Source organism: Ameyamaea chiangmaiensis (assembly GCF_013376175.1).
GTDB classification, from domain to species: Bacteria; Pseudomonadota; Alphaproteobacteria; order Acetobacterales; family Acetobacteraceae; genus Ameyamaea; species Ameyamaea chiangmaiensis.
This window is the reverse complement of record NZ_JABXXR010000086.1, coordinates 1-11,954: the sequence shown is the minus strand read 5'-3', so window position 1 is coordinate 11,954 and position 11,954 is coordinate 1. Positions and strand designations below refer to the sequence as shown.

General features: G+C 67.0%; 14 protein-coding genes and 1 pseudogene. 5 read left to right on the top strand and 10 right to left on the bottom strand.

The window, feature by feature from the left end; genetic code table 11:
• Positions 1-754: molybdopterin-binding protein (locus HUK82_RS10875; protein WP_256127004.1), on the bottom strand; the 754-nt coding region annotated here is incomplete at its 3' end.
• A 131-nt stretch (positions 755-885) separates the two neighbouring features.
• On the opposite strand from HUK82_RS10875, the gene HUK82_RS10870 reads away from it, so the two are divergent.
• Entirely contained in the window at positions 886-3,189 is a 2,304-nt protein-coding gene (locus HUK82_RS10870) for an FdhF/YdeP family oxidoreductase (RefSeq protein ID WP_373318285.1), read from the top strand.
• A 52-nt stretch (positions 3,190-3,241) separates the two neighbouring features.
• Here HUK82_RS10870 and HUK82_RS10865 read toward each other — a convergent pair whose 3' ends face one another.
• From HUK82_RS10865 to HUK82_RS10840, 6 genes are all read right to left on the bottom strand, one after another.
• Positions 3,242-4,066, bottom strand: a complete 825-nt coding sequence (locus HUK82_RS10865) for a glycosyltransferase family 32 protein (protein ID WP_176613976.1) — start codon at positions 4,064-4,066, stop codon at positions 3,242-3,244.
• 124 nt (positions 4,067-4,190) lie between these two features.
• Positions 4,191-4,331: a hypothetical protein gene (locus HUK82_RS10860; RefSeq protein ID WP_176613975.1), complete on the bottom strand. Its 141-nt coding sequence runs from the start codon at positions 4,329-4,331 to the stop codon at positions 4,191-4,193.
• Positions 4,328-4,663, bottom strand: coding sequence for a chaperone modulator CbpM (locus HUK82_RS10855; RefSeq protein ID WP_176613974.1), 336 nt, complete (start codon positions 4,661-4,663; stop codon positions 4,328-4,330). Before HUK82_RS10855 ends, HUK82_RS10860 begins: the two co-directional genes overlap by 4 nt.
• The gene (locus HUK82_RS10850; RefSeq protein ID WP_176613973.1) at positions 4,660-5,583 is read right to left on the bottom strand and encodes a DnaJ C-terminal domain-containing protein; all 924 of its coding nucleotides are present in this window, start codon (positions 5,581-5,583) and stop codon (positions 4,660-4,662) included. Before HUK82_RS10850 ends, HUK82_RS10855 begins: the two co-directional genes overlap by 4 nt.
• Positions 5,580-5,747 (bottom strand): hypothetical protein, encoded by a 168-nt coding sequence (locus HUK82_RS10845; protein WP_176613972.1) that lies wholly within the window; start codon positions 5,745-5,747, stop codon positions 5,580-5,582. Before HUK82_RS10845 ends, HUK82_RS10850 begins: the two co-directional genes overlap by 4 nt.
• A 146-nt stretch (positions 5,748-5,893) precedes the next feature.
• Positions 5,894-7,279: a hypothetical protein gene (locus HUK82_RS10840; RefSeq protein ID WP_176613971.1), complete on the bottom strand. Its 1,386-nt coding sequence runs from the start codon at positions 7,277-7,279 to the stop codon at positions 5,894-5,896.
• A 242-nt stretch (positions 7,280-7,521) separates the two neighbouring features.
• Here HUK82_RS10840 and rplM point away from each other — a divergent pair, with 242 nt between their 5' ends.
• A complete protein-coding gene (gene rplM, locus HUK82_RS10835) occupies positions 7,522-7,995 on the top strand; it encodes a 50S ribosomal protein L13 (protein ID WP_176613970.1) in 474 nt (157 codons plus the stop codon).
• A 5-nt stretch (positions 7,996-8,000) separates the two neighbouring features.
• Entirely contained in the window at positions 8,001-8,492 is a 492-nt protein-coding gene (gene rpsI, locus HUK82_RS10830) for a 30S ribosomal protein S9 (protein ID WP_176613969.1), read from the top strand.
• A 109-nt stretch (positions 8,493-8,601) separates the two neighbouring features.
• Here the strand turns inward: rpsI and HUK82_RS17465 are convergent.
• The 3 genes and pseudogenes from HUK82_RS17465 to HUK82_RS10820 all read right to left on the bottom strand — a co-directional run bounded on the left by HUK82_RS17465 (position 8,602) and on the right by HUK82_RS10820 (position 9,686).
• Positions 8,602-9,084: pseudogene (locus tag HUK82_RS17465) on the bottom strand (SDR family oxidoreductase).
• On the bottom strand, positions 9,009-9,428 hold the full coding sequence (locus HUK82_RS17460) for an SDR family NAD(P)-dependent oxidoreductase (RefSeq protein ID WP_246495134.1): 420 nt from the start codon (positions 9,426-9,428) through the stop codon (positions 9,009-9,011). Before HUK82_RS17460 ends, HUK82_RS17465 begins: the two are co-directional and overlap by 76 nt.
• 90 nt (positions 9,429-9,518) lie before the next feature.
• The gene (locus tag HUK82_RS10820) at positions 9,519-9,686 is read right to left on the bottom strand and encodes a hypothetical protein (RefSeq protein WP_176613968.1); all 168 of its coding nucleotides are present in this window, start codon (positions 9,684-9,686) and stop codon (positions 9,519-9,521) included.
• Between the two features lie 192 nt (positions 9,687-9,878).
• Between HUK82_RS10820 and HUK82_RS10815 the strand changes: the two genes are divergently transcribed.
• Both HUK82_RS10815 and HUK82_RS10810 read left to right on the top strand, forming a co-directional pair.
• Positions 9,879-10,988, top strand: a complete 1,110-nt coding sequence (locus HUK82_RS10815; RefSeq protein ID WP_176613967.1) for a metallophosphoesterase family protein — start codon at positions 9,879-9,881, stop codon at positions 10,986-10,988.
• The coding region (locus HUK82_RS10810) for an AAA family ATPase (protein WP_176613966.1) at positions 10,985-11,954 on the top strand (970 nt) is incomplete at its 3' end. The genes HUK82_RS10815 and HUK82_RS10810, both read left to right, overlap by 4 nt.

Here is an 11,954-nt window from a genome sequence, read left to right as displayed (position 1 = left end):
GATCGGTCTCGCTGGCCGAGACGCCGCCAGTGGTCACGACGATATCGGCCTGCGGGACCAGGGCCGCGATATGCCGCGCGAGGTCGGCGCGGTCGTCGCCGGCCAGGGTGACGGGGGGCAGCACCCGGGCGCCCGCGTGCCGCAGAAGGGCGTCGAGCATTGGGGCGTTGCTGTCCGGCATCGAGGACAGTTCGGCGCCGCTGGACACGATCGCGATGCGGGGCTGGCGCAGAACCGGCAGGGTCGGTGCGCCCTGCGCCACACACAACGCGATATGCCGCCAGTCGAGATGCGTGCCCGCCGGGATCAGCGGCGCCCCGCCGTCATATTCCTCGGCCCGGTGACGGATATGGGCACCGAGTTCGGGGACGTGCGTCAGGGTGATCGCGTGGGCGCCGCTTGCGCGTGTGTATTCCTGCGGCACGACACGATCGGCCCCACGGGGCACTGGCGCGCCGGTCAGAACGCGCCACGCGGCACCCGGGGGCAAGATGGCGCACGCCTGTCCGGCATGCGTGGTGCCGGCGACGTTCATCGGTTGTTCGGACGACGCGCCGCACAGGGCAAAGCCGTCCATGGCGGACAGAGCGACCGGCGGGCGGGGTGCGCTGGCAGTAAGAGGGGCGGCCAGAATGCGCCCGGCGGCCTTGGTGGGAGGAACGGGCTCGGAGGGCTGTGGTCGGTCGGCTGCCCGTTGCATGAGACGGGCGAGTGCATCCTCGTAGGACGGCGCTGTCTCGAAGCACGGCTCCATGAAAGTCTTCCCCCGCGTTTGATCCACCGGTCTGCCTGCGCGTTCCGACAGGGCAGCGGCTATCACAGATGAACGCGCGGCAGCAGGGCAATGTGACCATGCGCCGCAGATTTGATAAGGTAGGTCGACCGATGTCCGAGAAGGAACGTTCCATGGCCGATGACGCGCATTTCGCCCCGTATACCCATCCTGCCGGTGGTTGGGGCGCGGCCAAGGCGACCGCCAAGGCGCTTCTTGAGCAAAGCGTCGCGGGCAAGGGATCGCGCGCCCTTCTGTCGATGAACCATCCCGACGGATTCAAGTGTCCGAGCTGTGCGTGGCCGAATCCGGAGCGGGAAAAGACTCTCGAATTCTGCGAGAACGGCGCGAAGGCGCTGGCGTTCGAGGCGACGAAGCGCCGTGTCGACGCGGCCTTCTTTGCCGAACACAGCGTGACCGATCTGATGGCCCGCAGCGACTACTGGCTGGAGGAGCAGGGGCGTCTGACCGAGCCGATGCGTTACGACCCGGCCAGCGATCACTATGTCCCGGTCGGCTGGGACGAGGCATACGCCACGATCGGCGAGACGCTGCGGGGCCTCGACCACCCCGACCAGGCGGAATTCTACACCTCCGGGCGCACGTCGAATGAGGCCGCGTTCCTGTATTCCGTATTCGTCCGCGCGTATGGCACCAACAACTTCCCCGACTGCTCCAACATGTGTCACGAGCCCACCAGCCGGGGACTGCCAATGTCGATCGGCATTGGCAAGGGCACCGTCGTCATCGGCGATTTCGCCAAGGCCGAGGCCATCTTCATCATCGGCCAGAACACCGGGACGAACAGTCCGCGCATGATGACCGAGCTGGTGCATGCCCGCAAACGCGGCGTGCCCATCGTGGCGGTCAACCCGATGCCCGAACGGGCGCTGATCCGCTTCACCGAGCCCCAGGACCCGGTCAAGATGGCGACCTTCGGCTCCACGCCGATTGCCAGCGAATTCTGCCACGTGCGGATCGGCGGCGACGCCGCATTCCTCAAGGGCATGATGAAGGCGCTGTTCGAGACGCAGGACGCGGCCGACGCGGCCGGGACCGAGGGCGTTCTCGACCTCGATTTCATCCGCGACCACACGGCCGGCTTCGATACGCTGCGCGCGGACATCGACGCCACCGACTGGTCCGACATCGTCGCCGTATCGGGACTGCCGGAAGAGCAGATCCGCCGTGTCGCCACGATCTATGCGCGCTCGAACGCGACGATCATGTGTTTCGGCATGGGGGTCACCCAGCACCAGCAGGGCGCGCGCGTGATTCACCAGATCGCCAATGTCCTGATGCTGCGGGGCAATTTCGGCAAGCCCGGCGCGGGCATCTGTCCGGTGCGCGGCCATTCCAACGTGCAGGGGGATCGCACCGTCGGGATCGATGAAAAGCCGACCGCGGCGTATCTCGACCGGCTGGGTCAGGTCTTTGGTTTCGACCCCCCGCGTGAGCACGGTCATCACGTCGTCGAATCCGTCAAGGCGATGATCGCGGGCACCGCGCGGGTTTTCATCGGTCTGGGCGGGAACTTCATCCATGCGATCCCCGACACGGAGGTCGCGTACAAGGCGATGCGTGGACTGGACCTGACGGTCGGGATCGCGACCAAGCTCAATCGCGGGCATCTGGTGCATGGCAAACAGGCGCTTATCCTGCCCGTCATTTCGCGCTCTGAAATCGATGTGCAGGCGACGGGGCCGCAGTTCGTCACCATCGAAGATGCGATGTCGAACGTGACGTCGTCGCGCGGCGTGCTGGAGCCCGCAAGCCCGCATTTGCGTTCGGAGATCGATATCGTCTGCCGGATGGCGCGTGCGGCGCTGCCCGACAGCGCGATCGCGTGGGAGTCGTATATCGACGACTACAGCCTGATCCGCGATCGTATCGCCGACGTGTATCCCGACCTGTTTGCCGGTTTCAACACACGCATCAAGGAGCCGCAGGGCTTTCATCTGACGATCCCGCCGCGCGGCCGGATCTGGAAAACAGACAGCGGGCGCGCGAACTTTCTGGTGCTGGATGGTCTTGACGAAGACCGCCCGGTCGATGATGCCGCCATGCTGCGCCTGTCGACCATCCGCTCGCACGATCAGTACAACACGACGATCTACAGCAACAGCGACCGTTATCGGGGTGTCTACAACACGCGCATGGTCGTGTTCATGAACCGCGAGGACATGGCGGCCCAGGGCATCACCGATCGCGGACGGGTGGCGTTGGAGACGATTGCCGATGACGGGATCGCCCGTCGCGTCGACGGGCTGGTCGCGCTGGCCTATCCGATGTCGCGGGGATCGATCGCAGGGTATTATCCCGAACTCAATCCGCTGATGCCGATCGATCATTTCGATGAAATCAGCGGCACGCCCGCCGCCAAGTCGATCCCGGTGCGGGTGATGGCGGACGGCTAGGCGAACTGTGCTTGGGCATCGCCCGGTTTGCGGACCGGGCGCCCCGTCACGCTCATCGCGCGGGCGGTCGCGCCGTGCGCCAGTTTCCTGCGGGCGATGCCTTGTACGCCAGTTCATCGTGCCCGTAACTGGCGCCCCCACGGCCGTGGTGCCCCAGCAGACAGCCGCCACCCGCCTGTGAAGCTGTCTCCGGCGTCGTCGCGAGCAGATGGCGCACGATGCCGACCGTCGTCACGCCGGGGCCGGTGTTGACCCAGATATTTTCGAAACTGGCCGGATCGGACCTGAAGCGCGTCAGGGAGTCCGTCAGGGCGTGGAGGACCTCTTCAAGCGCGGGATGATGTCTGCGCGCGATGATCAGGCCGTTTTCGATGCACCACGGGGCACCGATCGCATACATCAGGAAGCAGTCATAGACCGCGCGCCCGGTGACATGCGCGATCGGCGCATGCATCGCAATGTCGACATCGATGTAGACCCCACCATGGACGTACAGGTCGCACACACGCCACAGGTCCGAACGCATGGTCGGGTGAAAGCACGCATCGAAAAGCGCGACCATGTCGCGCCCGAAATGGGCTTCCAGAAACGCCCTTGCCGCGTCGTCATGCGTCAGAACCATCTCAAAGCCGGGGTTGTGATGCCGGACTTTTTCGATCGACCGCGCGACGTCTTCGGGCAGCGTCTCACTGTGCCAATATTGGGAAATGCGCCGGGGAATGGTCGGCGGCAGGGCGCTTTGATCGGGGCATGAGACATCGTCCGCCGACAGGGTCGGGATCCAGCCGCTTTCGATCCCGTCTTGCAGGGCGCGGAAAAAATCCATTGTCGTGCGCGGGGATGCCGGCCGCTGCGGTCCCGCGGAAGAGTGCACCATGGTTCGCGTTCCCGCCGATGGGGTGGTGGAGGCGTTCTTCAGGCCCGCGTGACCCCCCGGTACCTGGCCGGACTGTGCCCGATGATCGGCGCCCGGGGTAACGGGCGCCGTGCCCGCCCCGGGGTCAACGCTGCGGCCAGCCGCCCGAATGCAGGACCGAACTGATCGTCAGGGCGACCATGCCCAGCGTGAACACGATCGCACCGACCATCTGAACGGTCTCGAATACCACGGCGCGGGTGTTTGTCGTTGCGGTCTCGCTCATGGTGTTTCGTCCCCGTGCCGGAGAAGCACCGTCAGCTGTTCGCGCAGCACGACCGCGTCAGGGCGTACCAGCACGCGGCGCAGGCGGTCCAGCATACGCCGACTGTCATAAAGCTGATCGACAAGATGCAACACCAGCGGCACGGCGTCCTCGCTCACGCCGAGGTCGTGGCGCAGATCGTGGATCAGCCACGCACGGGCGACATCGATCTCGGCAAAGGCGTAATGGCCGGGTGTGCCGTGCGGGCGTACCCAGTCCGCCGCGATCCATTCCTCGACCTCGCGGCTGTCGCGGTGGCCCAGATGGGCGGACAGGACGTCGATCGTCATCATGACGCATCGGCCTTTCGCTCTGCCGGGGCGGGGTCCGGCGCGTGCCACCCGCGCAGGAATGTCTCAAGCGCATCGTCCGGCGTGCCGATCGTCACGCGCAGGGTAACGTAGAGATTGCCCACCTCGTGATGGCCGTGCGCCTTCACGCCGCGACCGCGCAGGCGCAGCACCGATCCACTGTCGGAGTGCGCCGGCACGTTCATCGTCACATTGCCCGCCGGGGTCGGTACGGTGATGGGCCCACCCAGAACCGCCGTGCGCAGGTCGACCGGCAGGGTCATGCGCACATCGCGCCCGTCGCGGGTGTAGATCGCGTCCGCAGCGACGCTGACCGTGATCAGCGCATCGCCATCGGGGCCGCCCTGGACGCCGGGACCGCCCTTGCCGCGCAGCCGCAGGATCGACCCGTCATCGGTGCCCGGCGGGATACGCACGTCCAGCCGTCCGCCGTCCGGCAACGACACGCGCGACGTCGCGCCGTTGATCGCGTCCAGAAGCGAGATCTGAAGCGTGTAGTTCTGGTCCGCGCCGCGCCGTGGTCCCTGCTGGCGTCGTCCGAAGCCGCCCCCGAACATGCCGCCGAAGATGCCTTCGAGGTCTTCTTCGCCAAACCCGCCGCCAGCACCGGCATAGCGGGCGCCCTGCGCGCCCTCGCCGAAATCGCGGTAGCCCGGATGCGGGCGATAGGCGCGTTCCTGCCCGGAGGCATCGATCTCGCCCCGGTCGAAACGCGCCCGCTGATCGGCATCCGACAAAAGAGCATTGGCTGCGCCGATCGCCTTGAAACGCTCTTCCGCAGCGGCATCGCCAGGGTTCAGGTCGGGGTGATACTTCTTGGCAAGGGAACGGTAGGCCTTGCGGATGTCGTCCTGGCTCGCGCTTTTGTCGAGGCCGAGGGTCTTGTAGGGGTCTTCGCTCACGGTTGGGGGCGGTCCTGCTCAGGCCCTGTCGAGGGCGTGATGGTGTCGGTCAGGTCGATCAGGACGGCGACCACGGCATCGGCGTTGAAACCCCGCGCGATCGCGTCGTCCATCAAGGCGGTCAGGCGCGGCTCAAGGAAGTCCCGTATGTCGTCCGTTGGCATGTCGCCTCCCGTCTTCGTCGTGCGGGGCGGCGCCGTGCGTCCCGCCATGCCTTGATAATGGGTGGGCGCTCTGTTCCGGTCAACGGCACCTGCGACCATCGCGGAGCGACCCTGCGACGGGCGCATGCGGATGGTCCCGTGTCACCTCAGGGGCGTTGTTCGACCGTCAGGCCAAGCGCGCCGGCGACCTCCGGGCTGGCCGCCATCGCGAGTTCGAGCCCCAGTAGCGCGGGCAGAACCGGTGATTGCGGCTTGACCGCCACGTAAAGCGCCCCATCACCCGGATTGGTCAGGAAATGCGCGAGGGTCGCGAACGGATTGGGGCTGCTCCCGGCCGCCGGGGCGTTCGCGGGGTCCGTCGGCGCCAGCGAGGCCAGAAGCGTCGCGCGATCGGTCCCTCGGCTGCGGGCCAGCGCGTCCAGCGCACGGTCGACCAGCCCGAGATCGCGATAGGTCACGGCAAGACGCACGATTCGCGGCTGGGTCGAAAGGGCCATGGCGAGGCTGCCGGGTGTCGCGGGCGCGACCTGATCGAAGTCCCCGGCCAGAGAGAGCTTCGCCGCACCCGGCGCGTCGATATCAAGCGTGTTGACGTGCAGCCGGTCCGTCGCGTCTTCGGCGGTCGCATGGAGGGTGATATCCTGCGTCAGGTGATCGTAGCCCAGCGTGGTCAGAAGCGAGGCGCCGCCCGGTGCCTGCGGCCAGACGCTGAGCCCGTGCAGACTGGCGTCCAGACCGCGCGGCGTGTCGCCACCAGCCGGATACGCCGCAAAATGCAGCCGTTCGAGACGCACCAGCGGGCGAGCGTCGGCGCCGCTGTCGTCGACCGCCAGTCCCCGCAGTTCGAGCGCGAGGTGGTTGCTGCTGGCGGCCGCACCGGTGGCCGTGATCGAGCGGATCGAGTCGGCCAGCAGGACATGGGACGCCGCGCCGTGGCTGAGCGACGCATGGCGCGGCCGGTCACCGGCCATCCGCACGTCCAGATCATCCGTGCCGAGTGCCGACTCCCGGTCCGGGCCATAGGCGGTGATCTCGACCAGCCGCGCCGCCAGCGTGGCGTCCAGCGCCGTGTCATGCACCGAGAGGCTGCGCGCGGTCCCCGAGTCCAGCGTCGCGGCGGCCAGATCATCGGCGGTGAAGCGCCCGGCAGAGTGGGCGGGAATTGTCAGTCCGGCGAAGCGGGCATCGGCGGCGGAGGCGCTCTCGCGCGGCGACAGCACGTGCACGTCGTCGAAGGTCAGAAGAGCGATCCGCAAAGGTCCCGGCGGGATGCCGGCCAGTCCGCGCGCGGTCACGCGGCCCGCGGTCAGGGTCAGTGGGCCGTGGTGCCACACGACCCCGTCGAGGCGCGCCCCGCGCCCCATCAGCAGCGGCTGCGCCCGCGTGAAGGCAAGGCTTTCCCCCGGCGGCAGGGCGGCCTGAAAACGGCTGATGGCATCGTCAAGCCGATGCTGGGCGAGCCGATGGAGGCCCAGCCACCCGACGACACCGAACAGCGCGATCAGGGCGAGGGCGAGGGGGAGCTTTTTCACATCAACCATCCGTGGTGCGTCCGGGCGGGGGTGGGTCCCGGCGGGGCGGCCGCGCGGGCGATGGTCCACTGGCTACACCATGAACGGGGTGGCCAGCAATTCGCGCCGAATGTGGTATTATGATACCACAGGGCGGAATCCTATGAAAATTATGGGAAAACCCGAATTGTCTTGACGTCGATGTGCGACGACGCCATAAGCCGCTCCATCTGACGTTCCAGACTCAACGGACACCGAAAACGATGAAGACCACGCTTTCGCTGAAACCCGCGGAGGTGACGAAGAACTGGGTGCTGATCGATGCCGAAGGGCTCGTTCTCGGCCGGCTCGCCGCCATCATCGCCCAGCGCCTTCGCGGCAAGCACAAGCCGCAGTTCACCCCGCATGTCGATTGCGGCGACAATGTCGTCGTGATCAACGCGGAGAAGATCCGCCTGACCGGCAACAAGGTCGGCCAGAAGCTGTTCCATTACCACACGGGTTACCCCGGCGGTATCAAGGAGCGCACCATCGCGCAGCGCCTTGAGGGCAAGAACCCGGGCCACGTGGTGACCAAGGCGGTCGAGCGCATGATCACGCGCGGCCCGCTGCAGCGCGCGCAGATGAAGCATCTGTACGTCTATGCCGGCACGGAGCACCCGCACGCCGGCCAGCAGCCGCAGACGCTTGATGTCGCGGCGCTGAACCGCAAGAACACCGCAAACGCTGGGGCCTGAGCATCATGTCAGAAACTCAAGAGCGCACGGGCAGCCTCGCGGACCTGAAGAACACGCCGGTTGCCGCCGCCGTGCAGGAAGCGCCCGTTTATGAGGTCAAGCGCGATGCGCAGGGCCGTTCCTACGCCACCGGTCGCCGCAAGGACGCCGTGGCCCGCGTGTGGATCAAGCCGGGCAAGGGCGACATCATCGTCAACGGCCGCCCGGTCACGACCTACTTCGCGCGTCCGGTCCTGCGCATGCTGATCACGCAGCCGTTCCTGGTTGCCGATCGGTACAACCAGTTCGACGTGTACTGCACGGTGACGGGCGGTGGTCTGTCCGGTCAGGCCGGTGCGGTTCGTCACGGCATCAGCCGCGCGCTGACGCACTACGAGCCCGCGCTGCGTCCGATCCTGAAGGTTGCCGGCTTCCTGACCCGCGACTCGCGCGTTGTCGAACGTAAGAAGTACGGCCGTGCGAAGGCACGTCGTTCGTTCCAGTTCTCCAAGCGTTGATCGACGGCTTTGCCGGGGGCTCTGGTCCCTGGCGAAGCTTTGGTTGCAAGAAAGGCCTTTCCGGGTGTCCGGGAAGGCCTTTTTTGTGGTGGTCGAGTTTTATCCCCATTCACGCACGAGAGGGCGCCGCGACGGTGCCCGCGAGAAGACCGCCATCGAGAGGGATGTCCGTGCCGGTCATGTAAGTGCTTTCGTCCGAGGCAAGCATGACCGCCAGAGAAGCAACCTCTTCGGGTGTTCCAAACCTCTTCAGGGGCGTGTCGGCGACAATGGCGCGCATCCGTACCTCTCGATCGGGCCCTGCGCCGAGCATTGGCTCCTACATCGGCGTCAGGATCGCAGCCGGACTGATCGAATTGCAGCGAATCATCCACCCCTGCTGTGCGCAGTAGAGCGCCACCGTCTTCGTATGGTTACGGATTGCCGCTTTCGATGACGCATAGGCCGCCGCCATAGGCACCCCGACCAGCCCTGATCGCGACGCGATATTGATGATCGAGCCTTTGCCCCGTGCCTTCATGGCCCCGATTGCGTAGCGGCATCCAAGAAATGTTCCGTCGAGAGTGACGTGATGGACCGCGCGCCAGTCCAAGAGGCTGGCGTGCTCGGGGTCGTGAGTGACGGGTCCGTTTTCGACCCCGTTACACCGGCATTGTTGACCAGGACGTCGATCTGGGGTTCCGCGCAGGCGAACCGTACCCAGTGGCTTTCGGATGCAACGTCCAGAATGGCGTATCGACACCCGGTCTCCCGTGCCATCGCGCGCAGCGCGGCTTCATCACGGTCGGTCGCAATGACGTCGGCACCTTCGTCGCGGAAGCGCCTTGCAATGGCGCGCCCGATGCCCCGTGCGGCACCAGTAACAACGCAAAGTTTATCGGTCAGCCGTGGCACAATGACCTCTCGATGAGGACGAACGGGGGACCGCGCGCTCATGGGGTGCGGATCGGATCAGTGCAGACCGTGTTTCATGGCGAAGGCAAGCGCACGTCTGGTGATGAAACAGGACCGCGGACGCCCGGATGGTCAGGCCGTGCGGGCGGCCTGCGCGCGTCGTGCGCCACGGCGTTCGGCGAACGCGCGGAGTTTGCGGCGATAGTCGTCGTGGATCCGCTTGATGACATCCGGCTGGCGTGCGTGCTGTGCACGCGGGGCAGGCGCGGGACGCGAGGCGGTATCGGAACGGGGAGACATGGTTGATCCGTACGAGAAAGCCCGAGGCTGATGATCTGAATGATCACCGAGGGTCCTTATTATCGCGGATTCGTGACGAAAATAGGGAAGCCATGCGATAGCCTGCCACGCGCCCGCCGCATGGGGGACCCGTGCCACGGGAATCTTCGCACGGGCTTGTCGCCGCCATCGCGTCGGGTCCATGGTCGCGGCATGCGTGTTCTTCATACGTCGGACTGGCAGATCGGCAAGACATTCCGCTTTGCCGACGATGACACCCTTCGCGTCCTGCAGGATGAACGGCTGGAGGCCATCGGGCGTGTGGCGCGCGCGGCACGGACGCATGGCGCGTGCGCGGTTCTGGTCGCGGGTGACATCTATGACGTCGAGATCCCGAGTGACCGGACGCTCCGTCAGCCCATGGAGCGCATGCGTCAGTTTCCGCAGGTCCAGTGGCACCTGATTCCGGGCAACCATGATCCCCACACCCCCGAGGGGCCATGGGCGCGGCTGCGCGATATCGGTGTGCCGGACAACGTGACGCTGCATCTGGAGAACCAGCGGTCGCCACTCGTGCCCGGCTCCGAGGAGGGCTGGGTGCTGCCGGCCGTGCTGCGCCACCGGCATATGATGGGTGATCCGACCACCGCCATGGACGACATGCCGACGCCCGAGGGCGCCTTGCGGCTGGGGCTGGCGCACGGCTCGGTCACCGGGTTTGGCAGCGACGACACGGCCAACCTGATCGCGCCGGACCGGGCACGACGCGCGGGGCTTGGGTATCTGGCACTGGGCGACTGGCATGGCTATCGCGCGATCGATGCGCGCACGACCTATAGCGGGACGCCGGAGCCCGATGGATTCGACCGTGGCGGCGACGGCGGCGGCCATGCGGTCCTGGTCTCCTTCGACGGGCCGCAGGCGCTTCCGGTCCGCGAGATGATACCGGTCGGCCGCTTCCGCTGGCACCGCGCCCGCGCGACCCTCACCACCGGCTCGGAGGTCGAGGCGTTGGAGGCGCATCTGCGCGGACTGGACCCGGAGGATCTGTCGCGCGTGCTGCTGTGGCTGGAGGCGGACGGCGCTCTGGGGCTGGATGATTTCGCCTTGTGGGACGAGAGGATCGTGCGCGGTCTCGGGTCCGCGTTTCGTCTGCTGCGGATCGGAAGCGCTCCGACCGTGACCAGCGCCCCGGCCGATATCGAACGGCTGTCCGGCGCGGTTCGGGGCGCGGCGGAGAGGCTGCGTGAGCGCGCATCGGGCGACGAACATGCGGCGGCGGCACTGGCCCGGCTGTTCGCTCTGGCGGGAGGTCGGGCATGAGGCTCGACTGGGTCGAGATCGAACAGGTCCGGCGCTTCGTCGAGCCGGTACGGCTGACGTTCGGCCCGGGGCTGAATATGCTCGCCGAGCCGAACGAGGCGGGAAAATCGACTATCCTCGCGGCCATTCGCGCGGCGTTCGTGCTGAAGTTCGGGTCGCGCTCCGACGCGGTCCGCACGCTTGCGCCCTACGGCGGCGGTGCGCCGCACATTACCCTCGGGTTCAAGGCTGCGGGTGCTGCGTGGCGTCTGGAGAAGCGCTTCCTCTCCCGTGCGATGGCGCGACTGGAGGGGCCCGACGGCGTTCTGGAGGGTGAGGCTGCGGAAGCGCGCCTCGCGGACCTGCTGGGGCTGGAGACGCAGGGGCGGCAGGGCTGGTCGGGTTTGTGGACGACGCTGCTGGTCGGGCAGGGGGAAAGCCTGCGTCCACCTGAACTGTCCGACCCCGCGCGTGCGACCATCGGCGACTGTCTGCGATCCGATATCGACGACCTGACCGGCACGACCGAGGCGCGGGCGCTCGCGGCCTCGGTGCGGTCGCAGATAGCCGTCTTTCGCGATGGGAACGGACGCCCGCGCGGGCGTTTCAAGGCAGCCGTCGAGGGGGCCGCACGCGCCCGGGAGCAACATGGCCGGTTGCTGCGTCGCCATGCGCAGCTGGAGGACGATCTTCGGCGTTTGTCGATGCGGCGTTCCACCCTTGCCGCACGGGACGACGCGGCGGTGCAGGAACGCCAGCAGCGTGAACTGGTCGAGGCGCGAAGGGCGCTGGAAGAGGCCAGGCGCCTGATCGAGCGGGATCAGGCGCTGGAGGCGCGCATCACGGCACATGAAACGACGCGGCGCGCCTGCAATGCCGAGCGGACGCGCCGGGGGGAGCGACGTCGCGCTCTGGCGGCAAAGGCGGCGGATAGTGCCGCGCTGGCCGCACGGGTGGACACGCTGACGCGGGAGCGCGGGCTTCACG

Coding starts and splice junctions, on each gene's coding strand:
- HUK82_RS10870 (WP_373318285.1), top strand. CDS start 886: ATGTCCGAGAAGGAACGTTCCATGGCCGATGACGCGCATTTCGCCCCG.
- HUK82_RS10845 (WP_176613972.1), bottom strand. CDS start 5,747: ATGCCAACGGACGACATACGGGACTTCCTTGAGCCGCGCCTGACCGCC.
- HUK82_RS10815 (WP_176613967.1), top strand. CDS start 9,879: ATGCGTGTTCTTCATACGTCGGACTGGCAGATCGGCAAGACATTCCGC.
- rpsI (WP_176613969.1), top strand. CDS start 8,001: ATGTCAGAAACTCAAGAGCGCACGGGCAGCCTCGCGGACCTGAAGAAC.
- HUK82_RS10860 (WP_176613975.1), bottom strand. CDS start 4,331: ATGAGCGAGACCGCAACGACAAACACCCGCGCCGTGGTATTCGAGACC.
- HUK82_RS17460 (WP_246495134.1), bottom strand. CDS start 9,428: ATGAGCGCGCGGTCCCCCGTTCGTCCTCATCGAGAGGTCATTGTGCCA.
- HUK82_RS10820 (WP_176613968.1), bottom strand. CDS start 9,686: ATGTCTCCCCGTTCCGATACCGCCTCGCGTCCCGCGCCTGCCCCGCGT.
- HUK82_RS10865 (WP_176613976.1), bottom strand. CDS start 4,066: ATGGTGCACTCTTCCGCGGGACCGCAGCGGCCGGCATCCCCGCGCACG.
- rplM (WP_176613970.1), top strand. CDS start 7,522: ATGAAGACCACGCTTTCGCTGAAACCCGCGGAGGTGACGAAGAACTGG.
- HUK82_RS10855 (WP_176613974.1), bottom strand. CDS start 4,663: ATGATGACGATCGACGTCCTGTCCGCCCATCTGGGCCACCGCGACAGC.